Origin of the sequence: Janibacter sp. Soil728, from assembly GCF_001428305.1 — a bacterium.
Lineage (GTDB): Bacteria > Actinomycetota > Actinomycetes > Actinomycetales > Dermatophilaceae > Janibacter.
This window is the reverse complement of record NZ_LMRZ01000006.1, coordinates 69,981-91,495: the sequence shown is the minus strand read 5'-3', so window position 1 is coordinate 91,495 and position 21,515 is coordinate 69,981. Positions and strand designations below refer to the sequence as shown.

Annotated in this window: 21 protein-coding genes and 1 pseudogene; 13 read left to right on the top strand and 9 right to left on the bottom strand. The window is 71.1% G+C overall.

The annotated features are described in order from the left end of the window. Positions 1–99: 99 nt before the first annotated feature. The 4 genes from ASG73_RS13655 to ASG73_RS13640 are packed head-to-tail and all read right to left on the bottom strand — an operon-like array spanning position 100 to position 6,242. Complete coding sequence (locus tag ASG73_RS13655) at positions 100–1,140, bottom strand: ABC transporter ATP-binding protein (protein ID WP_055996329.1); 1,041 nt, start codon at positions 1,138–1,140, stop codon at positions 100–102. Next, entirely contained in the window at positions 1,137–2,639 is a 1,503-nt protein-coding gene (locus ASG73_RS13650; RefSeq protein WP_235499461.1) for an ABC transporter permease, read from the bottom strand. Before ASG73_RS13650 ends, ASG73_RS13655 begins: the two co-directional genes overlap by 4 nt. A 10-nt stretch (positions 2,640–2,649) precedes the next feature. Further along, entirely contained in the window at positions 2,650–3,669 is a 1,020-nt protein-coding gene (locus ASG73_RS13645) for an iron ABC transporter substrate-binding protein (protein WP_055996323.1), read from the bottom strand. Then, positions 3,666–6,242 carry a non-ribosomal peptide synthetase gene (locus ASG73_RS13640; RefSeq protein WP_055996320.1) on the bottom strand — a complete coding sequence of 859 codons (2,577 nt, stop codon included), beginning with the start codon at positions 6,240–6,242 and terminating at the stop codon, positions 3,666–3,668. The genes ASG73_RS13645 and ASG73_RS13640 overlap by 4 nt, the downstream gene beginning before the upstream one ends. A 60-nt stretch (positions 6,243–6,302) precedes the next feature. Between ASG73_RS13640 and ASG73_RS13635 the strand changes: the two genes are divergently transcribed. Continuing rightward, a complete protein-coding gene (locus ASG73_RS13635; RefSeq protein WP_055996319.1) occupies positions 6,303–6,848 on the top strand; it encodes a 4'-phosphopantetheinyl transferase family protein in 546 nt (181 codons plus the stop codon). 125 nt (positions 6,849–6,973) lie between these two features. Here ASG73_RS13635 and ASG73_RS13630 read toward each other — a convergent pair whose 3' ends face one another. After that, positions 6,974–7,984 carry a GNAT family N-acetyltransferase gene (locus tag ASG73_RS13630; protein ID WP_156466301.1) on the bottom strand — a complete coding sequence of 337 codons (1,011 nt, stop codon included), beginning with the start codon at positions 7,982–7,984 and terminating at the stop codon, positions 6,974–6,976. A gap of 22 nt (positions 7,985–8,006) precedes the next feature. On the opposite strand from ASG73_RS13630, the gene fdxA reads away from it, so the two are divergent. From fdxA to ASG73_RS13615, 3 genes are all read left to right on the top strand, one after another. Further along, positions 8,007–8,333 (top strand): ferredoxin, encoded by a 327-nt coding sequence (fdxA, locus tag ASG73_RS13625; protein WP_007923767.1) that lies wholly within the window; start codon positions 8,007–8,009, stop codon positions 8,331–8,333. After that, entirely contained in the window at positions 8,330–9,487 is a 1,158-nt protein-coding gene (dapC, locus tag ASG73_RS13620) for a succinyldiaminopimelate transaminase (RefSeq protein WP_055996312.1), read from the top strand. The genes fdxA and dapC overlap by 4 nt, the downstream gene beginning before the upstream one ends. A 130-nt stretch (positions 9,488–9,617) precedes the next feature. After that, the gene (locus ASG73_RS13615) at positions 9,618–10,901 is read left to right on the top strand and encodes a citrate synthase (RefSeq protein WP_055996309.1); all 1,284 of its coding nucleotides are present in this window, start codon (positions 9,618–9,620) and stop codon (positions 10,899–10,901) included. A gap of 156 nt (positions 10,902–11,057) precedes the next feature. Here ASG73_RS13615 and ASG73_RS13610 read toward each other — a convergent pair whose 3' ends face one another. From ASG73_RS13610 to ASG73_RS18505, 3 genes and pseudogenes are all read right to left on the bottom strand, one after another. Beyond that, a complete protein-coding gene (locus tag ASG73_RS13610) occupies positions 11,058–11,933 on the bottom strand; it encodes a hypothetical protein (protein ID WP_156466300.1) in 876 nt (291 codons plus the stop codon). A 2-nt stretch (positions 11,934–11,935) separates the two neighbouring features. Next, entirely contained in the window at positions 11,936–12,868 is a 933-nt protein-coding gene (gene dapD, locus ASG73_RS18430) for a 2,3,4,5-tetrahydropyridine-2,6-dicarboxylate N-succinyltransferase (RefSeq protein ID WP_055997529.1), read from the bottom strand. 264 nt (positions 12,869–13,132) lie between these two features. Further along, a pseudogene (locus ASG73_RS18505) lies at positions 13,133–13,342 on the bottom strand (helix-turn-helix domain-containing protein); the annotation flags it as partial. 592 nt (positions 13,343–13,934) lie between these two features. On the opposite strand from ASG73_RS18505, the gene dapE reads away from it, so the two are divergent. The 6 genes from dapE to ASG73_RS13575 all read left to right on the top strand — a co-directional run bounded on the left by dapE (position 13,935) and on the right by ASG73_RS13575 (position 18,212). After that, positions 13,935–15,011: a succinyl-diaminopimelate desuccinylase gene (gene dapE / locus ASG73_RS13600; RefSeq protein WP_055996306.1), complete on the top strand. Its 1,077-nt coding sequence runs from the start codon at positions 13,935–13,937 to the stop codon at positions 15,009–15,011. 10 nt (positions 15,012–15,021) lie between these two features. Further along, positions 15,022–15,798 (top strand): TIGR00730 family Rossman fold protein, encoded by a 777-nt coding sequence (locus tag ASG73_RS13595; RefSeq protein WP_055996303.1) that lies wholly within the window; start codon positions 15,022–15,024, stop codon positions 15,796–15,798. Between the two features lie 3 nt (positions 15,799–15,801). Beyond that, positions 15,802–16,107 carry a DivIVA domain-containing protein gene (locus ASG73_RS13590; RefSeq protein ID WP_055996300.1) on the top strand — a complete coding sequence of 102 codons (306 nt, stop codon included), beginning with the start codon at positions 15,802–15,804 and terminating at the stop codon, positions 16,105–16,107. Then, positions 16,085–17,404 carry a hypothetical protein gene (locus ASG73_RS13585; protein WP_055996298.1) on the top strand — a complete coding sequence of 440 codons (1,320 nt, stop codon included), beginning with the start codon at positions 16,085–16,087 and terminating at the stop codon, positions 17,402–17,404. The genes ASG73_RS13590 and ASG73_RS13585 overlap by 23 nt, the downstream gene beginning before the upstream one ends. A gap of 119 nt (positions 17,405–17,523) precedes the next feature. Next, positions 17,524–17,703, top strand: a complete 180-nt coding sequence (locus ASG73_RS13580) for a DUF3117 domain-containing protein (protein WP_055996295.1) — start codon at positions 17,524–17,526, stop codon at positions 17,701–17,703. Positions 17,704–17,855: 152 nt separating this feature from the next. Beyond that, a complete protein-coding gene (locus ASG73_RS13575; RefSeq protein WP_055996292.1) occupies positions 17,856–18,212 on the top strand; it encodes a hypothetical protein in 357 nt (118 codons plus the stop codon). Positions 18,213–18,215: 3 nt separating this feature from the next. Here ASG73_RS13575 and ASG73_RS13570 read toward each other — a convergent pair whose 3' ends face one another. After that, positions 18,216–18,848, bottom strand: coding sequence for an O-methyltransferase (locus ASG73_RS13570; RefSeq protein WP_055996289.1), 633 nt, complete (start codon positions 18,846–18,848; stop codon positions 18,216–18,218). A gap of 59 nt (positions 18,849–18,907) precedes the next feature. On the opposite strand from ASG73_RS13570, the gene sigE reads away from it, so the two are divergent. Genes sigE through ASG73_RS13555 form a run of 3 tightly spaced genes read left to right on the top strand, consistent with a single transcriptional unit; the run spans position 18,908 to position 21,446 of the window. Then, positions 18,908–19,543, top strand: coding sequence for an RNA polymerase sigma factor SigE (gene sigE, locus ASG73_RS13565; protein WP_055997525.1), 636 nt, complete (start codon positions 18,908–18,910; stop codon positions 19,541–19,543). Positions 19,544–19,577: 34 nt separating this feature from the next. Next, on the top strand, positions 19,578–21,065 hold the full coding sequence (locus tag ASG73_RS13560) for a trypsin-like peptidase domain-containing protein (protein ID WP_235499460.1): 1,488 nt from the start codon (positions 19,578–19,580) through the stop codon (positions 21,063–21,065). Between the two features lie 3 nt (positions 21,066–21,068). Beyond that, a complete protein-coding gene (locus ASG73_RS13555; protein WP_156466299.1) occupies positions 21,069–21,446 on the top strand; it encodes a hypothetical protein in 378 nt (125 codons plus the stop codon). Positions 21,447–21,515: the final 69 nt, after the last annotated feature.

The window sequence follows — 21,515 nt, the reverse complement described above, 5'->3', positions numbered from 1 at the left end:
AGGGGAGGGGTGGCCCCAAGGCTCAGGCCTGGCGGCCTTCGCCATGAGTCGGGCCGACCCCTCCCTTCGCCCGCTCCTGGTCGCCCTTCAGCCGCGACGTCAGGGGCGCGGGTAGGCCAGGACGGGGCCGATGACGCTGACGGGCACCTGCTCGCCGGGCTCGGGAGTCCAGCGGCCGACGACCCGCACGCTGACGGTGGTCCCGTCGTCCAGGGCGACCCGGACGAGCGCGTGGGCGCCGTGGTAGCTGATGTCCTGGACCGTGCCGTGGGGACAACCGGGGGAGTCGGTCAGGGTCAGGTCCTCCGGGCGGACGACGACGTCGACGTCACCAGAGACGGCCGCTGGCGAGTCTCCGCGGGCCGTGACCAGGCCCAGCGGGCTGGCGATGCCGTCGTCGGTGCAGTGGCCGGCGAGGTGCACGACGTCGCCGAGGAAGGAGGCTTCGCGCATGTCGATGGGCGCCTCGTAGATCTCGCGAGGGGTGCCGACCTGGCTGAACCGGCCGTCGCGCATGATCGCGACCTGGTCGGCGAAGGACAGCGCCTCCTGCTGGTCGTGCGTCACGAGGATCGTCGTGGCCGCGGTCTCGGCGAGGGCAGCTGCGACGGCGTCGCGGGTGCTGGCTCGCAGGGCCGTGTCGAGCGAGGAGAAGGGTTCGTCGAGCAGCACGACGCCCGGGGAGAGGGCCAGCGCGCGCGCCAGGGCCACACGCTGCTGCTGACCGCCGGAGAGCTGGGCCGGTCGCCGGGTCGCGGTCTGCGCGGGTAGGCCGACGAGCTCGAGCAGCTCGGCGACGCGGTCGCGCCGACGCCGGGCTGCGCGGGGCAGCCCGAAGGCGATGTTCCCGCCGACGTCCAGGTGGGGGAAGAGACCGCCGTCCTGACGCACGTAGCCGATGCCGCGACGCTCGGGCGGCACGGCTCGTCCGTCGCTGCACACGATGCGCTCGTCGAGACGGACCGTGCCGGCGTCGGGGGCCAGGAAGCCGGCGATGACCCGCAGCAGCGTGGTCTTGCCGCCCCCGGAGGCGCCGAGCACGGCCGTCGTCGTGCCGGTCGGGACGACGAGGTCGATCTCGCGCAGGACCGGATCGCCGCCGTACCCGACGGTGATCCCTCGGACGTCAACAGTGCTCATTCTTCGATCCCACTCTGTCGCAGCATCAGGACGGTCAGGGGCGCTGACAGCAAGATCATCATCGCCGCGAAGGGAGCAGCCCCCGCGTAGTCGAACTCGTCGCTCGCCGCCCAGAAGGCGGTCGCGAGCGTGGAGGTCCCGGTCGGTGACAGCAGCAGGGTGGCCGTCAGCTCGGTCGCTGCCGCGATGGCGACGAGCGCGGCCCCGGTGAGGACCGAAGGGAGGATGAGGGGGAGCACCACCCGGCGGAAGGCGCTGAGCGGGCTGCTGCCCAGAGAACGGGCGGCATCGCTCAGCTCAGGTGGCGCGGCAGCCAGCCCGGAGCGCAGCGAGACCATGGCCCGCGGGATGAAGAGGATCGTGTAGCCCAGGACGAGCAGCGCGGGGCTCTGGTAGACGGACGGCAGGTACCTGACCGTCAGCGTGATCATGGCCAGCGCGATGACGACGCCCGGCAGGGAGCTGGCGACGTAGGTGACGCGTTCGAGCAGGAGCGTCCAGCCGGAGCGTCGTCGGCTGAGCAGCCACGCGCCGGGGAGGGCCATGACGGTCGTGAGGACCGCGGCGGCCAGCGCGAGCGAGATGGTGCTCCCGGTGGTCAGGAGCAGTGACGGGCGCAGCCCCGGGTCGGGGGTCGGGTCGGCGAGGTGAGCCAGGAGCCACCGCCCGACGAGGGTGACGGGCACGACGAGGGAGACGAGCACGACGACGGACAGCGCCGCGCACGCGAGGGGTGCCCAACGGCCGAGGGGCACGGGCTCGGCGGCGCGGTGCACGCCGCGGCCGACGCGGGAGGTGCGCGCGGACCCGCGCAGGAAGTGCTCGAGCGTCAGGACGGTGATGCACAGCAGCACCAGGACGACGGCGAGCAGGCTGCCCTGGTTGCTGCTGAAGCTGACCTGGTACTGGACGAGGATCGCCGTGGTGAAGGTCGGGTAGCGCATCATCTCCAGCACGCCGAACTCCGCGAGGAGGTGCAGTGCGACGAGGAGCGCGCCGCCGCTGACCGCCGGTCGTAGCCGCGGCAGCACGGTGCGTCGCCAGGCGGCGAAGGCGGTCAGGCCGAGTGCCCGGGCGTCCTCGGCGGGCGCCGCGTCGAGGTCACGCAGGATGGCGGCGACCGGGAGGTAGACGAAGGGGAAGTAGGCGGCGGTGGTGACGAGGGCCGCCCCGGCGAGCCCGTCGAGTCCCGGCCGCACGGACACCCACGCGTACGCGGCGACGAAGGCGGGCACGGCGAGCGGTGCGCCGAGCAGGACGCGCCAGACCCCGGCGAAGGGGAGGTCGGTGCGCTCCACGAGCCAGGCCACGCCCACCCCGAGGGCGATGCACGCCGGGACGGTGACGGCCACGAGCAGGAGGGTGTTGCTCAGCAGCTCCCCGATCCGGGGTCGCAGCAGGTAGTCCAGCGCCCCACCCGGCGACGTCCCCAGTCCGTCCGCCGCGACGAGCGCGATCGGGAGCACGGTGATGGCCGCGACGATGATCGCCGCGGCCATCAAGAGGTGCCTAGAGGAGGCCGGCATCGGTCATCAGCTGGGTGACCTTCTCTGAGTCGAGGGCGAAGGGGTCGACGGCGGGCGCCTGCAGGGACTCGAGCGTCGGGAGGTCGGGGTCGGACGCCGCACCCTTGGCCACGGCGTACTCCTTGGAGCCACTCGTCTCGAGGACCTTCTGCCCCTCGTCAGAGAGAATGTACTCGACGAACTTCTGCGCCTCGTCCGGGTGCTTGGCGGACGCGAGCACACCCGCGGCGGAGAGGCTGACGAAGGCGCCGGGGTCCTTCTGCTTGAAGTAGTGCAGCTTGGTGTTGGCCGTGCCCTCCTTGGTCTCGGCCTGGTCGCGGTACCAGTAGTAGTGGTAGATCACGCCCATCGGGACCTCGCCGGAGTTGACGGCCTTCATGGTCGCGATGTTGTTCTCGTAGATGCGGGCGTTGGTCTTCATGCCCTCGAGCCAGCTCTTCGTCTTGGCCTCGCCCTGGTCGGCCAGCATGCCGGCGACGATGGCCTGGAAGTCGGCGCCGGTGGCACCGGCACCCCACTGGTCCTTGTACTCCGGCTTGCTCAGGTCCATCAGCGAGGCGGGCAGGTCCTTGTCGCTGACCTTGTCCGGGTTGTAGACGAGGACGGTGGATCGGGCCGCGACGCTCGTCCAGTCACCGCTGGAGGGGCGGCGGTTCGTGGGCACCTGAGCGAGGGTCGTGGAGTCGATCGGTGCGAGCAGGCCGCTGTCCTCGACGAGGGTCATCGCCGGGCTGTTCTCCGTGAGGAAGACATCGGCCGGGGACTTCTCGCCCTCCTGGACGATCTGGTGGCCCATCGAGGCGTCCTTGCCGGGGCGGATCTGGGTCTTGATCCCGGTCTTCTTGGTGAAGCCCTCGGCCCACGCCTTGGTGAGGCTGTCGTGCTGGCTGGAGTAGATCTGGAGCGCATCCGGGTCGGTCGTCGGACCGTCGGCGCCACCGCAGGCGGCGAGTGCCAGGACCGAGGAGCTGAGGGCCGCGGTGAGGAGGGTGCGTCGGTTCATGAGGGATCTCCGGTCGGGGTCGGGAGGGTGGGGCGGAGTCGGACGAGACGGTCGGTGAGCGCTCGGGTGGGCGCCTGGAAGAGCCACCACACGGCGATACCGGCGGCGAAGGAGGTGAGCAGGGCGAGGACCGGCTGGTCGACGACCCGGAAGACCTGCCACTGGACGAGGTAGATGTGCAGGGAGGCGGCGGCGAGCAGCCCGAGGGGTAGCACGAGGAGGCGTGGCAGCGGGATCCGCGGGACGAAGGCGAGCACGGTGATGGCGACGAGCACGGTCAGGCCGCGGCTGGGCTCGACGAAGAAGTCCCACATGCCGATGCCGGTGAGCGCCATGGTGGCCACGCGCTGCCTGCGGGTGCGGGCCACGCCCAGCGCCATGCCGATGGCGAAGAGCCACAGGACGGACCCGGGCAGCCCACGAGTGGCGCCGGTGGAGTCAGGGACGAGGATCCAGCGGGGGACGAGCGCAGCCGCCGCCAGCGCCATGCTCCAGGCCCACGGGTGGCGCACGTGGACCAGTCCGAGACGCGGCACGGACAGGAGTGCGAGGACGGCGAGGCTGCAGGCGAGCAGCGCCTCGATGAACCACAGGTTGATGCGTGCGCCCCACTCCATCTCCCCGATGAGCCAGTTGACGAGCAGCACGTTCTCCCAGCCGTATCCGCCAGCGGTGACCAGGCCGATCAGGGCGACGACCATGGAGGGGATGGCCAGGGCGGCGATCGAGCGCAGCCCGCTCCGTCGGCGGAGCGTGGGTTCGGGGGTGTCGAGAGTGAAGCGACTCATCGACCACCCGGCGAGGGCCAGCAGCGTGTGCGCACCGCCGGGGGCGGCGACGAGTCCCAGGTGGCTGGCGCAGATCGCGATGGCCGCGACGGCCCGCAGGAGCAGTGGGGTGTCCACCCAGTGAACGTGGCGGCCGGGCGGGGTGGCGTCCTGCGCGAGCTGACGAAGGGGGATGTGGTGCCACCCGTCGGGCAGCGTGCCGAGCACCCGCTCGAGGCGCACCGAGGTCTGGACGAGGTTGTAGGAGTCGCCGCCGAGCTGCGCGAAGGACCGGTCGGGGTCGGCCTCGTCGCGGCCGAGGGCGCTCGCGACGATCGAGACCGTTGCGGCGAGGTGGTCGTCGCTGGTGTCGGCCTCCCGATCGATGCTGGCCAGAGCGTGCTCACGGCAGGCGATGCGGTCGGTCTTGCCGTTGGGCAGCAACGGGATCGCGTCGACGGGAGCGACGACGACGGCCCCCGGCTGCAGGCCGGAGGCCTGTGCCGCGAGGCCCCGGACCGACTGCAGCAGGCGAGAGGCGCTCCCTTCGGCAGGGTCGGTCACGAGGGTGACGAGGAGGTGCTGCGCGTCAGCCGTGACCATGGCGCGGTGCCCGGCGCCGGTGAGGGCCGCGTTCACCCGACCGAGATCGATGCGCAGACCCAGGATCTTGGCGACCTGGTCGCAGCGGCCGACGACGCGGACGAGGCCGTCCTCGTCCACGTGCCCGAGGTCGCCGGTGCGCAGCTCGTCGATCATGCGGCCCAGGGCCAGCTCGTCGGGGTGCTCGGCGTACCCGAGCATCACGCCCGGGCCGGTGAAGACGAGCTCACCGGCACCGTCGTCGCGGTCCTCGTGACCGGCGCGGTCCACGCGCACGGCGGACCCGACCAGGGCATGGCCCACGGCCTCTGGAGCCTGCGCCACCCCGTCGCCGATGTGGATGGCCATGCGCGCGGTCGCCTCGGTCTGGCCGTACATGACGCCCAGCTGCCATCCCTGGGCCCGTCCGATCTCGGTGAGCTGCGTGATGCGGTCGGGGGCGAGCGCGCCGCCTGCCTGGGTGACCAGGCGCAGCCCCGGCAGGCCGCCGCGCAGGCGCGGCTCGATGAGGTCGAAGGTGTGCGGTACTCCCGCGAGGACGCTGACCTGATGCGTGACGTGCTCCCGCCAGAACGCGTCGTCGGTCACCGACTGGTCGGTGACGACGACGCTGCCTCCGACGTGGAGCGTGCTGTGCAGCACCGACAGCCCGTAGCAGTAGTGGAGGGGAAGGGAGGTGATCGCGCGGTCCGTCGGGCCCAGGCCGAGCGCCTCGGCGATGGCGGCGGCATTGCTGGTGATGTTGTCGTGGGACAGCCGTACCAGCTTGGGGCTGCCGGTGCTCCCGGAGGTGGACAGCAGGAGCGCCAGGTCCGGGTGGAGCAGGTGGGCGGCGTGCTCCACCAGCGTCTCGACGTGCTCGTCCGTCAGGCGCAGGTCGGGGGCGAAGCGTTCGGTGATCGACTCGGCGCCCGGTCCGGTGACCAGGGCGACGTGACCGGCGGCCTGGACCGCGAGGTGACCGACGATCCCGGCGACGTCCCGGGCGAGGGGGAGGTGCACGAGGCGGCGGCCGGTCGCGACCGGGGGCAGGCGATCGGCGAGGTCGGCGACGCGACGAGCCAACGCGTCGTGGGTGATGACCCGGCCGTGCTCGACGAGGGCGGGGTCGGGGGAGCCCGGGTGGAGGAAGGGGCCGACACGCCGCGAGGTGCGCTCGGGCGCTGCGGTCGGCATCGCCTCGAGGGGGATCGTCAGCGTCATGTTGGTGTGCCTATCCTTAGTCTGCGGGTCAGAGTACAGCCGCGGAAGGGCCTGACACACATGCCGAACCACGTCGTGGACATCTGGTGGTCAGACCTGCGCGCGATGGACCGCCGGCTGCTCGCCCACCTCGACCCCGTGGAGACCCGCCGGGCGGAGGGGATCGCGTCGGCGGCCGACGTGGGGCGCTTCGTCGTCGGGGCCGCGCTGCTGAGGGTGGCCGTGGCGGCCGCGACGGGTCTCGACCCGCGAGAGGTGCCCGTCGACCGCGCCTGCGACGAGTGCGGCGGCCCCCACGGCCGCCCCCGCGTCCCGAGCCTGCACGTCTCCGTCGCGCACGCCGGCCCGCTCGTCCTCGTCGCGACCTCACCCACCCGCGTCGGCGTCGACGTCGAGGCGACCACCCGTGGTGACGACATCGGGCGCTGGGTCCGCGAAGAGGCGGCCTTCAAGGCCTCGGGCTCGAGGGACCTGGCGGGCCTGCAGGTCCAGTCCCTCCCCGTGCCCCTCCACGGCTACCTCGCCGCCCTCGCCTGCCATGACACAGATGAGGTCGGGGTCATCACCCACACGCAGGAAGAGTCCGCCGACCACCTGAGCGGGTGACGGTCAGGTGTCGGCCCGACTCATGGGCGAAGCCGGCACAAAAGAGCAACACACGTCCGAAGGGAGAGCCCGCCGGCTTCGTCCTTGGGGCCACACCTGGTCCGGTACCCGCGGAGCAGGCCGGGTCAGGGACGCTTGGCCAGGTAGACGTAGTCGTGGTGCGTGGTCATACCGAGCCCCCGGTACAGGCGCTGGGCGGGCTCGTTGCCCGGCTCGACCTGCAGGTAGGTGAGCGAGGCGCCCGCGTCGGCGGCGGCTCGCAGGGCCTCCGCGGTCAGCCAGCGCCCCAGACCTCGTCCGCGGTGCTCGGGGTCGACGTGCAGACCGAAGATGCCGGCCCAGCCGTCGTTGAGCGCCACCCGCACGACGCCGGCGACGTGGCCTGCGTCGTCGCGGGCGGTGAGGAAGAACTGATGCGCGGGCAGTGCGAGGATCTGGCGGGCCGCGTCGAGGTGGCCCAGGATCCGCGGCGAGCCGCCGGCCAACCAGTCCTCGTCGGGGGCATCGCCCACGTGGAGCGCGAAGCCGTCAGGGGAGGGGGCGGCGCCGCGGAGCAGTGTCTCGGTCCGGCCGGTGAGCACGTCGGCGGGGTTGCCCTCGATCCAGCCGCGTTCCAGGAGAAGGGCTCCCAACGGGTCGTCGGCCGTGCCGGCGCCGACGGGCCGGGGGAGCATCACGAGCGGTACGAGCTCGCGCTCGCGGTACCAGGACTCGATCGCGTCCACGGCCTGCGGCAACGGCAGACCCGGGTCGCCCACGGGGGCAACGGAGTTGGACCGTCCGGTCCACCCGGCGCCGGCCCGCAGGAGCCAGCCCGCCCCCTTCGTCCCCAGCCATGCCTCCTCGAGGCCGGGCTGGCCCTTGGTCATGACGAGGTGGAGGTCCTCGATGGTGATGGCCCGGTGGGGGGCGCCGCGGCGGGTCGGCTTCGGGGGGATGGCGCGGGCCGCGACGACGAGGTCGCGGCGCAGGGTCACCTCGCCGGTGCGGGTCGCGATGCGGACCTGCTGCCCGTCCAGGGCGAGGATCTCGCCGACGGTGTCGGTCAGGGTCGGGCCGTGCGCCGGCGCGGGGTCGATCCGCGTGCGGACCGCGACTCGTGTCCCTGTGGTGAGACCCACCATCAGATCGCTCATGGAGCGTCATAGTATGTGCGGCATGACGTACGTGATCGCGCAGCCGTGTGTAGACCTCAAGGACAAGGCCTGCATCGAGGAATGCCCCGTCGACTGCATCTACGAGGGCAAGCGCAGTCTCTACATCCACCCCGACGAGTGCGTCGACTGCGGCGCCTGCGAGCCGGTGTGCCCCGTGGAGGCCATCTACTACGAGGACGACACCCCCGAGGAGTGGGCCGACTTCTACAAGGCCAATGTCGAGTTCTTCGACGACCTCGGCAGCCCCGGTGGTGCGGCCAAGATGGGCATGATCGACAAGGACCACCCGATTGTCGCGGCGCTGCCCCCGCAGGAGCACGACGAGTGATCTCGTCGCTGCCTGACTTTCCCTGGGACTCGCTCGCTCCTGCCAAGGAGCGGGCGAGAGCCTTTTCATCGTCGGACGAGGCGAAGGGGGAGGGCATCGTCGACCTGTCGGTCGGCACCCCCGTCGACGCGACCCCAGAGGTCGTCCAGGACGCGTTGCGCGAGGCCGCTGACGCGCCCGGTTACCCGCAGACGTGGGGCACGCCGGACCTGCGCGAAGGCATCGCCGACTGGTTCGCCCGCCGCCGCGGTGCGCCCGGCCTGGACCCGGACGGCATCATGCCGACCATCGGCTCCAAGGAGCTCGTCGCGTGGCTGCCCACCCTGCTCGGCCTGGGGGCCGGTGACATCGTCGGGTTCCCCCGGGTCGCCTACCCGACCTATGACGTGGGCGCACGGATCGCGGGGGCGACCCCCTTCGCTGCTGATGCCACGACGGCCTTCGGCCCGACGACCTCCTCGAGCGCACCCAAGCTGCTGTGGCTCAACACCCCGAGCAACCCGACGGGCAAGGTCCTGGGTGTCGAGCACCTGGCCAAGGTCGTCGCGTGGGCCCGAGCGCGTGGCGTCGTCGTTGCCTCGGACGAGTGCTACGCCGAGCTGGACTGGCGCTCGGAGCAGGAGCGCCAGCAGTCCTACGCCGAGCTGCCGACGACCCCGTCGATCCTCGACCCGCGCGTCACCGGGGGGTCCACCGAGGGCCTGCTCGCCGTCTACTCGACGTCCAAGCAGTCCAACCTCGCCGGCTACCGGGCGGCTTTCGTCGCCGGTGACCCGACGCTCGTGAAGCAGCTGCTCGAGGTGCGCAAGCACGCCGGGATGATCGTGCCCTGGCCCGTGCAGCGCGCGCTGCTCGCGGCCGTGCGCGACGACGAGCACGTCGCCGCACAACGGGAGCGTTACCTGGCGCGGCGCGAGGTGCTGCGCCCTGCCCTCGAAGGCTTCGGCATGCGCATCGACGACTCCGCCGCCGGCCTCTACCTGTGGGCGACCGCGGGGGAACCCTGCCGGGTCACGCTCGACCGGTTGGCCGATCTGGGCATCCTCGTGGCACCCGGTGACTTCTACGGCGCTGCGGGTGCTCAGCACGTGCGGGTCGCGCTGTCGGCGAGCGACGAGCGCATCGCGGCGGCGGCCGCCCGGCTGTCCGCCTGAAGCACACACGGCAGTCCGCTGGGTGGTACCCGCGTGGTGATCCAGGCCACCGCTGAGGTAGTTTTGGGATGAAACCGCATGCCCGGGGCCACCGCCTCCGCGGCACGGAACGACTGAAGGGCAGATACCTATGACCGCTGATGCCACCTTCTCCGCCGCAGGCAAGGACCTGACCTTCCCCCTCGTCACGGCCAACGAGGGCAACGACGGATACGACATCTCCTCGCTGATGAAGGAGACCGGTAACACGACGCTCGACGTCGGTTTCGTCAACACCGCCTCCTGCAAGAGCGACATCACCTACATCGACGGTGACGCCGGCATCCTGCGCTATCGCGGGTACCCGATCGAGCAGCTGGCGGGCAAGTCGACCTTCGTCGAGGTCGCCTACCTGCTCATCTACGGCGAGCTCCCCACGGCCGACCAGCTCGGTGGCTTCGAGGAGCGCATCTCGCGCCACACGATGCTCCACGAGGACCTCAAGGCCTTCTTCAACGGTTTCCCGCGGGACGCGCACCCGATGCCGGTGCTGTCCTCCGCCGTCTCGGCACTGGGCACCTTCTACCAGGACAGCCTCGACCCCTTCGACCCGGAGCAGGTCGAGATCTCGACCATCCGCCTCCTGGCGAAGCTGCCGACCATCGCCGCCTACGCGCACAAGAAGAGCGTCGGCCAGCCCTTCCTCTACCCGGACAACTCGCTCAGCCTGACCGAGAACTTCCTGCGGATGACCTTCGGCTTCCCGGCCGAGCCCTACGACCTCGACCCCGAGATCGTCGCTGCGCTCGACCAGCTCTTCATCCTGCACGCCGACCACGAGCAGAACTGCTCCACGTCGACCGTGCGTCTGGTCGGCTCGGCCCACGCCAACATGTTCAACTCGGTCTCCGCGGGCATCCACGCCCTCTCGGGCCCGCTGCACGGTGGCGCCAACCAGGCCGTCCTGGAGATGCTCGACAAGATCAAGGCCTCCGATGACGGTGCCGAGACCTTCATGAAGCGGGTGAAGAACAAGGAGGACGGCGTCCGGCTCATGGGCTTCGGGCACCGCGTCTACAAGAGCTACGACCCGCGCGCCGCGATCGTCAAGGAGACGGCGCACTCCATCCTCGAGAAGATGGGTGGCGGCGAGCAGCTCGACATCGCCATGAAGCTCGAGGAGATCGCGCTGGCCGACGACTACTTCGTCGAGCGCAAGCTCTACCCCAACGTGGACTTCTACACGGGCCTGATCTACACGGCCATGGGCTTCCAGCCGAAGATGTTCACCGCGCTCTTCGCGATCGGTCGCCTCCCGGGCTGGATCGCCCAGTGGCGCGAGATGATCGAGGACCCGGACACCAAGATCGGCCGTCCGCGCCAGATCTACACCGGTCCCACCGAGCGCGACTACGTGGGCATGGACAACCGCTGACCCACGGCGCGCCACCGCGTCACAAGACGCACAGCACCCCCTTCGTCCTCACGGGCGGAGGGGGTCGCTGCATTCCCCTATGGCAATGCAGGAAGGGGGGAGCGGGCGGAGGGGGTCGCTGCATTCCCCTATGGCAATGCAGGAAGGGGGGAGGGCTCAGCCCTGGTGGAGGGTGACGACGACCTGGCCGGCGGGGACAGGAGTCGTGGCGTCGGTCCACTGCATGGCGCCGTCACCTCCGCCTCGCGTCCACTGCCGCGCGCCGACCTGCACCGAGAGGACATTGCGGGCCTTGGCCTGGGCGACCGACCAGGCGCCGATCGCCCAGGCGTGGCGGTCGTCCGTGGCGGTGACCGTGATGACCTGCCCTGCGGCGGTGCCCGTCTGCCCGGTCTCCTCGGACAGCGCCCGCACGAAGGTGTCGGGGCGGCCAGCGGCCGTCGGGTCGTCGAGCCGGCAGACGAAGCCCTCGGGGGAGTGGCCGCTCATGGCGGAGGCGATGATCCGGCCTTCTTGCTCGTGGTCGGCGTAGGCCTCGGGATAGCCGCTGCGCTGGACCTCCTGGGCGATCTCGGTGATCACCATGTCCTGCCAGCCGTCGACCTTGACCAGTGCGTCGTAGAAGGCGTTGGTGGCGAAGACGGGCTCCTGCAGCTGCTCCACGGTGCCCCAGCCCTGGCTCGGCCGCTGCTGGAAGAGGCCCACCGAGTCGCGGTCACCGTAGGAGAGGTTGCGCAGCTTGGACTCCTGGATGGCCGTGGCAATGCCGATGCTGCCGGCGCGTGCGGGCATCCCGCGCTTGACCGCGATGAGGACGATGGTGCTCGCGTGGTGCATCTGTTCCGGTTGGAAGTTCACGCTCTGCTGCAGTGCGGTCGCCCGGCACTCCTCGCTGCGGAAGAGGCCGATGCGGTCCCGGGCGAACCACACCCCGATGCCCACGACGAGCGCGAGCACGCACACGATCGCCACAGCGGTGGGCCACCGGGGGCCACGCTCGTCGGCCAGGGGTGGGTGCTCGCGTCGGGGCACGATCAGTCGTTGGCGTGCAGCGCGTCGTTGAGCGCGATGCCGTGGCCGGTGCGGTCGCGGGCCTCTACGGTGCCGGTGACGGAGTTGCGGACGAAGAGCAGGCCGTTGCGGCCGGAGAGCTCGGCTGCCTTGACGACGGTGCCGTCGGGCAGGGTGACCTTGGTCCCGGCGGTGACGTAGAGGCCCGCCTCGACGACGCAGTCGTCGCCCAGCGCGATGCCCACGCCCGCCTCCGCGCCGACGAGGCAGCGCTCGCCGATCGAGACGCGCTGCGTGCCGCCGCCCGAGAGGGTGCCCATCGTCGAGGCGCCTCCGCCGATGTCGGAGCCGTCGCCGACGACGACGCCCTGGCTGATCCGGCCCTCGACCATGGAGGTGCCCAGGGTTCCGGCGTTGAAGTTGACGAAGCCCTCGTGCATGACGGTCGTGCCGGAGGCGAGGTGAGCGCCCAGGCGGACGCGGTCGGCGTCGCCGATGCGCACGCCGGCGGGGGTGACGTAGTCGGTGAGGCGGGGGAACTTGTCGATGCTCGTCACCTGGACGGGTCCGCGGGCGCGCAGCCGGGCGCGGGTGGTCTCGAAGCCCTCGACAGGGCACGGACCGTGGTTGGTCCACACGACATTGTTCAGCTGACCGAAGAGGCCGTCGAGGTTGATCGAGTTGGGCGCCACGAGGCGGTGGGAGAGCAGGTGCAGGCGCAGGTAGGCATCGGACGCGCCCTCGGGAGCGGCGTCGAGGTCGATGGCGATGGTGACGACCTCGGTGCGGACACCGCGGGCCTCGTCCTCGCCTGCGAGTGCCAGCAGCTCCGCGGGCACCTGGACGGCCTCCGGGGCCTCGCCCAGGGTCGGCTCCGGGTACCAGGTGTCCAGGACCGATCCATCGGTCGTCACGGTGGCCACTCCATGGCCCCAGGCTGCGCGCGTCGTCGTCATGGACCCGATCCTACGAAACCCCGCCGCGCACCTGACAACTGCTTGCTGCCTGTGGACACGCCAGGTCCATGGATTCTCGTGACCGCGGGCGCCCGCCATCAGCCTCCGGTCGATGGCCGGGTTCCACGAGACCTCGGCGTGGGGCGGCGGACGCCGGCCGAGGGCGTCCCGGGCGATCAGGTCGGGCGCGCCCCAGGCCTCGTCCGGATCCTCCCCCAGGGCGACCGCCGCGTCGCAGTGGACGGGCACGACGGCCAGCCGGTAGCCCAGGTGCCTCAGGAAGGCTCCGGCCCGACGCAGGCTCAACGGCGCCGCATCGCGCTCTGCCCGGTTGACGCTCGGCTGGGTCCAGCCGAGCTCGTCGGCGAGCATCCGCTGGCTCAGGTCGTGCTCGCGGCGGTAGCGGCGGCTCACCAACCCGATGCGTGCGCCGATGTCGAGGGCAGTCCGGAGGCGACGCAGGTCCTCGGTCATCGTGGGGGCCATCGCTCCCGTGGGCGGCGCGATCTCGCGGGGCGAGCTGGCCGGGGGGACCTCCGGCCAGAGGAGGCAGTCGAGGCAGTCCTCGCAACCGCCGGGGCCCATCTCGTCGCACCGGTCGCAGGGCATCGGGCACAGGACCGCGTCAGGTTCAGCGACGCGGTCTGGTTCAGCGACGCGGCCTGGTTCGGCGGCGGGGTCGGGGTCCGGATCGGGGGCCATGCCCCATCCTCGGTGCCCGGGCGCCGCACGGCCGGAGGTCCTCACGCCCTGTGGAAGGACCGCACGCTTCGGCGAGGGGTGCGCAACGCTGAGTCTGGTCAATGGCGCTGAGTCTGGTCAATGGCCCGGCGCGGGCTTCCCGAGGGACGCTGCAAGGGGTCTCCAGCACCTCCGGCCGTGACTCATCCCATGCATCGATGCACGGCGTGAGTCACGGCCGGAGGGCCCGAGACGAGGCTCCCGGGCGCCGAGACCGCATGGCGATTCACCGCGTGAGTCACGGCTGGAGCGGCAGGGACGGGATCTCGGATGCCGACGCCGGGTGCCGACAGCGGGTCGGGCCGGACGCCATAGGCTGGCGGGCATGCCGAGCCTGGACCTCACCGCCGACGTCGTGACCCTCACCCAGCAGCTGTGCGACATCGAGTCGGTCAGCCATGACGAGGCGGCGATCGCGGACGCTGTCGAGGCGGTGCTGACCCCCCTTCGCCATCTCGAGGTGATCCGCCGGGGCAACACCGTCATCGCCCGTACCCACCTCGGGCGCGAGGAGCGCGTCGTGCTCGCCGGGCACATCGACACCGTGCCGCTCACGAGCGAGCCGGCCAACCTGCCCGTCCGCCGCGAGCAGGTCGGCGGCGTCGACGTCCTGTGGGGCCGCGGCACGGTCGACATGAAGGGAGGCGTTGCCGTCCAGCTGAAGGCCGCCCTCATCGAGGAGCCGAGCCGGGACATCACCTTCCTCTTCTACGAGGCCGAGGAGGTCGACGCGGTCCACAACGGGCTGCAGCTGCTCGCCGAGTCCGACCCCGAGCTGCTGGCCGGGGACTTCGCCGTCCTCCTCGAACCCACCAACGCCGAGGTCGAGGGCGGCTGCAAGGGCACGATGCGGGTCGAGGTGCGCCTCAAGGGCATCGCCGCGCACTCGGCCCGCCCGTGGAACGGCCACAACGCCATCCACGACGCCCACGAGGTCCTCGCCGCGCTCGCCGCGCACGAGGAGCTCACCGTCCACGTCGACGGGCTGGACTACCACGAGGCGCTCCAGGCCGTCGGGATCACCGGCGGCATCGCGGGCAATGTCATCCCCGACAGCTGCACCGTGCTCATCAACTACCGCTTCGCCCCGGACAAGGACGCGGAGGCTGCGCTGGCCTACGTGCAGACCGTCCTGCCCGGCCGCGAGCTGCACGTGCGCGACATGGCCGAGGGCGCCCGACCCGGACTCGACCTGCCGGCGGCGCAGGCCTTCGTCGCCGCCCTCGACGTCCCCGTCGGGCCCAAGGAGGGGTGGACGGACGTCGCGCGCTTCTCCACGTTGGGCATCCCGGCGGTCAACTTCGGTCCCGGCGACCCCAACCTCGCACACCACGACGAGGAGCGCTGCCCGGTCGAGCAGATCGTCACCGCGGAGCAGGCCGTGCTGCGCTGGCTCGCGTAGGGTCGCGACCGTGACGGATCAGGGGAAGAACTCAGAGCGCTGGTACCACAAGGGCCCCGTGCTCATGCGTGGTCGGCAGGTGCCCAAGTCGACGACCGACCAGCGTCTCCTCGACGACAAGGGTCACGCCGACTGGTTGCACACCGACCCCTGGCGGGTGCTGCGCATCCAGGCCGAGTTCGTCGAGGGCTTCGGCGCGCTCGCCGAGCTCGGACCGGCCGTGAGCATCTTCGGCAGCGCCCGCACCCCCGTCGACTCCCCGCGCTACGCGGACGGGATCGAGCTCGGCCGACTCGTCGCCGAGGCCGGGTACGCCGTCATCACCGGGGGAGGCCCGGGTGCGATGGAGGCCGCCAACCGCGGCGCTCGCGAGGGCGGCAGCACGAGCGTCGGGCTCGGGATCGAGCTGCCCTTCGAGGCCGGCCTGAACCCGTACTGCGACCTCGGCATCAACTTCCGCTACTTCTTCGCCCGCAAGACGATGTTCGTCAAGTACAGCGAGGGCTTCCTCGTCCTCCCCGGCGGCTTCGGCACCCTCGACGAGGTCTTCGAGGCCGTAACCCTCGCCCAGACCGGCAAGGTGACCAGCTTCCCGATCGTCCTGATCGGCACCCAGTACTGGGCCGGCCTCATCGACTGGCTGCGCGACTCCGTGCTCGAGGGCGGCATGATCAGCCCAGACGACCTCGACCGGCTCTACGTCACCGACGACCTCGTCGACGCCGTCGAGTACGTCAAGAGGGAGTCGGCGCGGGTGCGTCCCGAGACCCCGAAGCAGCCGGAGTAGTCGATGGTCTGGATCCTCTTCGCCCTCGTCGCCGTCCTCGTCGTCGTGGTCTTCGCCGCGGTGCTCACCGGTCACCTCAGCCCGGACCCGATGGCCCCGGCCGTCGGCACCTCGCCCCACCACGGGCTGCCCGACACCGACTGGCGGGCAGCAGACGTCGACCAGATCCGCTTCGACACCGCACTGCGCGGGTACCGCATGGACCAGGTCGACGAGGTCCTCGACCAGCTCCAGCGGCGGGTCGCCGAGCTGGAGGAGCGCGCAGAGCGCCCCGTCGAGCGGCGTGATGACGGCACCGACCTCCTCTGACACCGCGACCACCGCCGGCGAAGGGGGGCACCCCCGTCCCGCGCGGTGGCGCACCTCTGCCGGCCGGTCCGAGCTCGGCCGAGCCGTGCTCGCGCGTCCCGTGCGCTCACTGCTCGTCATCTACGCAGTCAGCCGGGTCGTGGCGGTGCTCGCGATCTGGATCGCAGCGCACTACTACCAGTCGCCCGCTGGGGTCGGTCACCTCCACCCGGGGCTGGCGGACATGTTCCGCCTGTGGGACACCGAGTGGTACCGGCGCATCGTCACCGACGGCTACCCCATCCCCCTTCCGTCGGACCCCGAGACGGGACAGATCACCTACAGCGCGTGGGCCTTCTTCCCGCTCTTCCCCGCCCTGGTCCGGTTGCTCATGCTCACCGGTCTGGGCTTCACCGCCTCGGCCGTCCTGCTCAACCTCGCACTCGGCGCCGCCGCGACCCTTCTGGTGTGGAAGGTCCTGAGCTTCCCCGGTCACGCCGCCAGCCAGCCCGCCCGCGAACGCCTCGCCTTCGTGGCCGCCGCCCTGTGGTGCTTCTACCCCGCCACCGGGGTGATGGTCCTGCCCTACACGGAGGCGCTCGCGGCGGCCCTGATCGCGGGCTCGCTCCTGATGCTCATGCGTGGCCGGTACCTCACGGTCGCGGTCCTCGTACTCCTGCTCGGTTTCACCCGCGCTGCCGCCGCCCCGCTCGGACTGGCGGTGCTGGCACACCTGTGGCTGCGCTGGCGGGAGGAGCGGGGCAGCGGCACCGCTCCCTTCGCCCATGACCGGCTGCGCATCGTCGTCATGTGCCTGGCCACCGCCGTCTCGGGGGTCGCCTGGCCGGTCGCCGTGGGGTACCTGTCGGGACTGCCGGATGCCTTCTTCCAGGTGCAGGCCGCGTGGGGGCAGCGCCCCGACGAGGGCCCCTTCGTCTTGTGGTTCAACTGGGCGTGGGAGCAGCGCGGCCTCTTCTCGGTCATCGTCATGGTCGCTCTCGTGGGGACCTACCTGGCGCTCGTCATCGGTCGACACGGTGCGTGGATCCCGATCGAGGTGCGGATGTGGGCGCTGGTCTACCCGCTCTACCTCTTCGCGGTCGTGCGCCCGATCACCAGCATGTGGCGCTTCCTGCTGCTCGACTTCCCGCTCATGGCGCTCCTGGCGTCGGTCACGATGCGCACCTCGACCGGAGGTCGGGTCGTGCGGCACTGGCGGCGTCGCGCCGCAGTGGTGGTGCTCCTCCTGGCGCTCGGTGTCGTCGCCTGGTCCTGCGGACTGCTGCCCTACGTCCCGTGGCATGTCACCCCGCCGTGACGCCCAGCCCCCTGATTAGGCCGACGGCGTGGCAGGGGTGGATAATGAGCGCAAGCGTTGGCGCGAATGCGCCGCCGGTCGGTGAGGCACCGGTCGGTTTTGGATCGAAGGGAACGCACATGGCGGCAATGAAGCCACGCACGGGGGACGGCCCGCTCGAGGTCGTCAAGGAAGGTCGCGGCATCGTGCTGCGCATGCCGCTCGAGGGCGGTGGCCGGCTCGTCGTCGAGATGAAGCCGGACGAGGTCCTCGCCCTCGGTGAGGCCATCGACAGCTGCGAGGGCCTGCAGAAGAAGTAGTCCCCCGTCGAGGAGCCTCCGGACGCCGTGCGTCCGGGGGCTCTCGCGTGCTCGGAGCGTTCGGATGATGACACGGGGATGCCCAGCATCGGAGCCACTGGTTACGGTGCTCGGACACTGCTGACGTGGCTCTCGGGCCCGAGGGGATCTGAATGAACGCTGGATATGGACTCGCCGTCCGTTGGTCGCTGACCGACGCACCTGCCGATGTCGCCGCGCAGCTGCGCGAGTACGTGGTCGGGACCTCGATGGCCAACTTCATGTTCCTCGACGGTCTGGCCTTCAAGACCTGGCGGATGGTCGAGGGGCAGTGGTTCGAGGGCACCTATGTCTTCGACGCGGCCAAGGACCGGGACGAGTTCTGCGAGGACTTCACCGGCAAGGCCGCCGACTCCGCAGGCAGCCAGATCATCGGGTCGTCCCCGACGGAGATCACGCCCTTCGAGGTCGTCGCGATCGCCGAGGGGCCCGCGCAGTTCCGGCGCGGTCCCGGTCCCGGAAGCCGCTGACGCTCAGCGCTTGACGGCCGCGAAGAGCCCGTCGCCCACCGGCAGCAGGCTGGGGATGAGCCGCTCGTCGTCGCGCAGCTGCTTGCCGAGGTCGCGCAGCAGGACGGTCGTCGCCTCGCGTGAGGCGGGGTCGGCGACCCGGTCGTGCCAGAGCATGTTGTCCATGGCCAGGACGCCACCGGGCCGCAGCAGCCGGATGGCGTGCTCGACGTAGTCGGGGTAGCCCTCCTTGTCGGCGTCGATGTGCACGAGGTCGTAGGAGGCGTCGTTCATCCGCGGCAGGACGTCGAGGGCGCGGCCCGTGATGACGCGGGTGCGCTGCACGGCGATGCCTGCAGCAGCGAAGGAGCGCTTCGCGCGCAGCGCGTGCTCCGGCTCGATCTCGATGGAGGTCAGCACACCGTCCTCGGGCATGCCCCCGAGCAACCACAGGCCCGAGGTCCCGGCCCCGGTCCCGACCTCGATGACGTGGCGGGCCCCGACCGCGGCCGCGAGGAGGCGAAGGGCGGCTCCGCCACCGGTGCCGATCGGCACCGCTCCGAGCTCGGTCCCGGTGCGACGGGCGGCCTCGGCGGCCTCGTCCTCGGGGATGAACTGCTCGGCGTAGGCATGGCTGTTGAGCTGTGCGGCGGTCATGGGAGTCCACCCTAGTCCGGGTCCGCATCCCCAGACTTCCTTCAGGTTGGGCGGTGACCATGGACACCGTGAGCAGCGATATCGCGACCACCGACGACACCCGGCCCGAGTGGGTCCCGCCGACCTGGACCGAGGTCGTCGAGGAGCACGGGGCCCGGGTCTACCGCCTGGCATACCGGCTGACCGGCAATGTCCACGATGCGGAGGACCTCACGCACGACGTCTTCATCAGGGTCTTCCGCTCGCTCGACGGCTACACCCCCGGGACCTTCGAGGGGTGGTTGCACCGCATCACGACCAACCTCTTCCTCGATCGCGCCCGCCGCAAGCAGAGGTTGCGCTTCGATGCCCTGACCGACGAGTTCGCGGCGCTGCTGCACAGCGGGACGGCCAGCCCGGAGCAGGTCTACCTGGAGCATCACCTCGATGCCGACATCCAGCGCGCACTGGACGAGCTGCCGCCGCAGTTCCGCGCTGCCGTCGTCCTCTGCGACATCGAGGGACTGACCTACGAGGAGGTCGCCGAGACCCTCGACATCAAGCTCGGCACCGTCCGCTCGCGCATCCACCGTGGCCGGGCCCTCCTGCGCGAGAGCCTCAGCCACCGCCAGCCAGCCCCGTCCACACGCACCGAGAGCCGCCGCCGTGGTGGTTCAGGCTTCCCGATGGCACGCCCGGTGACCGGCACCCTGTGACGCCGGGGCCCCCACGACAAGGCAGAATCGCAGCATGAGCTCTCCGCACCCGGGTGAAGAGCCCCGCCCCTCGGACACGCCCGCCGAGCCCGCAGGCCCGGCCTTCTCGGCCGATGGTCACCTGAGCAGCGCGCACGGCGCCGAGCACGACGCTGCCGAGCAGGCCGCTGCCCAGCACACCCAACCCGTGCCGCAGAGCCCCTACCTGCCCTACGAGACCTTCGAGCAACCGGTCGGTGACCAGCCGGCCCAGACCTACGGGCAGCCCTTCGGCCAGACCAGCAGCGACGGCCCCCATGAGCAGACGAATGCCGTCCCCGTGATGAGCGGGGCCTACCCACAGGCTCCCTACCCGCAGGCTCCCTACCCGCAGGCTCCCTACCCACAGGCCGCGGGCACGGCGCACCCGCAGCAGCTCCCCCCTTCGCCTCGGCGGCGGCGTGGACCCGGCTGGGTGGGCGCGGGCGTGATGACGCTGACCGCCGCGCTGCTGGCCGGGGGCATCGGCGGTGCCGGTGGTGCGCTGCTCGGCGACAGCGGCGGCGGCCCGACGATCGTCCAGCGCGACGGCAACCCCACACAGCGTCCGGACGGGTCGATCGCGGCCATCGCGGCCGATGCGGTGCCGAGCGTCGTCACGGTGCGCGTCCGCGGCAACGGTGGGGGAGGGACCGGGTCCGGGTGGGTCTATGACGACCGCGGCCACATCGTCACCAATGACCACGTCGTCGACGCCGCAGGCGCCAGCGGCAAGGTGAGCATCGAGATGACCGACGGCACCCGCCTGCCCGCCAAGGTGGTCGGCCAGGACTCCTCCTACGACCTGGCCGTGCTCAAGGTGGAGCCCGATTCGCTGCAACCGCTGTCGATCGGCACCTCCGGGGATGTCGTCGTCGGTGACGAGGTCGTCGCCGTGGGTTCGCCCCTCGGGCTCGGGTCCACCGTCACCGCTGGAATCGTCTCCGCGCTCGAGCGCCCGGTCACCGCGGGCGAGGCCGGCGACGAGTCCTTCATCTCCGCGATCCAGACCGACGCGGCGATCAACCCCGGCAACTCCGGCGGACCGCTCCTCAACAGCGACGGCGACGTCATCGGCGTCAACTCCGCGATCGCGCAGGTGCCCGGGCAGGGTCAGGCCTCCGGATCGATCGGCGTCGGCTTCGCCATCCCCTCCGACGTGGTGGTGCGCACCGTCGACCAGCTCATCGCCACCGGCAAGGCGGTCCACCCGATGATCGGCGTGAGCCTGGACCGGCGCTGGAGCGGTGAGGGCGCCAAGGTGCTCCAGGACTCCGACGTGCCGGGCGGTGACGCTGTCGTCCCCGGCGGACCGGCCGACGACGCGGGCATCGAGCCCGGCGATCTCATCACGGAGATGGACGGGCGGCGGATCACCGACCTCGACCAGCTGATCACGCGCATCAGGGCCAAGGCCGTGGGGGATAAGGTCACCCTGAAGGTGCGTAGGGATGGCAAGGACCAGGAGCTGACGATGACGCTCGAAGCGGCGAAGGAAGGCTGACCGATGCCGGTCCATGGGAGCGAGTTCCTCGTCCTGATCTTGCTGGCCTTCATCATCCTCGGCCCCAAGCAGCTGCCCGAGTACGCCGCCAAGCTGGCTCGCGTCATCGTCAAGGCGCGACGGATGGCCAACGACGCCAAGATCCAGCTCAAGGAGCAGATGGGTCCTGAGTACGAGGACCTCGACTGGCGTCAGTACGACCCGCGTCAGTACGACCCGCGGCGCATCGTCAAGCAGGCGCTCCTGGAGCCCCTCGACGACGCCTTCCGGTTCGACGACAAGCCGGCCACCACCAGCCGCTCGGACGAGTCGGACGCCCCAGAGCCGGCTGCGGTCGCCGTGCTGCCGATCGGTACCCCGTGGGACCGCGAGGCCACCTGAGTCCGCTGCAGACATGACGAAGGGGGGCCGAGGAGTTCAACTCCTCGGCCCCCCCTCGTCGTGGTGGGA

Bases quoted from the DNA above. Each gene is read 5' to 3' on its own strand.
- ASG73_RS13560 (WP_235499460.1), top strand. From the start codon at position 19,578: ATGAGCTCTCCGCACCCGGGTGAAGAGCCCCGCCCCTCGGACACGCCC.
- sigE (WP_055997525.1), top strand. From the start codon at position 18,908: ATGGACACCGTGAGCAGCGATATCGCGACCACCGACGACACCCGGCCC.
- ASG73_RS13555 (WP_156466299.1), top strand. From the start codon at position 21,069: ATGCCGGTCCATGGGAGCGAGTTCCTCGTCCTGATCTTGCTGGCCTTC.
- ASG73_RS13640 (WP_055996320.1), bottom strand. From the start codon at position 6,242: ATGACGCTGACGATCCCCCTCGAGGCGATGCCGACCGCAGCGCCCGAG.
- ASG73_RS13635 (WP_055996319.1), top strand. From the start codon at position 6,303: ATGCCGAACCACGTCGTGGACATCTGGTGGTCAGACCTGCGCGCGATG.
- ASG73_RS13585 (WP_055996298.1), top strand. From the start codon at position 16,085: ATGACGGCACCGACCTCCTCTGACACCGCGACCACCGCCGGCGAAGGG.
- ASG73_RS13570 (WP_055996289.1), bottom strand. From the start codon at position 18,848: ATGACCGCCGCACAGCTCAACAGCCATGCCTACGCCGAGCAGTTCATC.
- ASG73_RS13590 (WP_055996300.1), top strand. From the start codon at position 15,802: ATGGTCTGGATCCTCTTCGCCCTCGTCGCCGTCCTCGTCGTCGTGGTC.
- ASG73_RS13655 (WP_055996329.1), bottom strand. From the start codon at position 1,140: ATGAGCACTGTTGACGTCCGAGGGATCACCGTCGGGTACGGCGGCGAT.
- ASG73_RS13615 (WP_055996309.1), top strand. From the start codon at position 9,618: ATGACCGCTGATGCCACCTTCTCCGCCGCAGGCAAGGACCTGACCTTC.
- dapD (WP_055997529.1), bottom strand. From the start codon at position 12,868: ATGACGACGACGCGCGCAGCCTGGGGCCATGGAGTGGCCACCGTGACG.
- ASG73_RS13645 (WP_055996323.1), bottom strand. From the start codon at position 3,669: ATGAACCGACGCACCCTCCTCACCGCGGCCCTCAGCTCCTCGGTCCTG.
- ASG73_RS13575 (WP_055996292.1), top strand. From the start codon at position 17,856: ATGAACGCTGGATATGGACTCGCCGTCCGTTGGTCGCTGACCGACGCA.
- dapE (WP_055996306.1), top strand. From the start codon at position 13,935: ATGCCGAGCCTGGACCTCACCGCCGACGTCGTGACCCTCACCCAGCAG.
- ASG73_RS13630 (WP_156466301.1), bottom strand. From the start codon at position 7,984: ATGAGCGATCTGATGGTGGGTCTCACCACAGGGACACGAGTCGCGGTC.
- fdxA (WP_007923767.1), top strand. From the start codon at position 8,007: ATGACGTACGTGATCGCGCAGCCGTGTGTAGACCTCAAGGACAAGGCC.
- ASG73_RS13580 (WP_055996295.1), top strand. From the start codon at position 17,524: ATGGCGGCAATGAAGCCACGCACGGGGGACGGCCCGCTCGAGGTCGTC.
- ASG73_RS13650 (WP_235499461.1), bottom strand. From the start codon at position 2,639: ATGGCCGCGGCGATCATCGTCGCGGCCATCACCGTGCTCCCGATCGCG.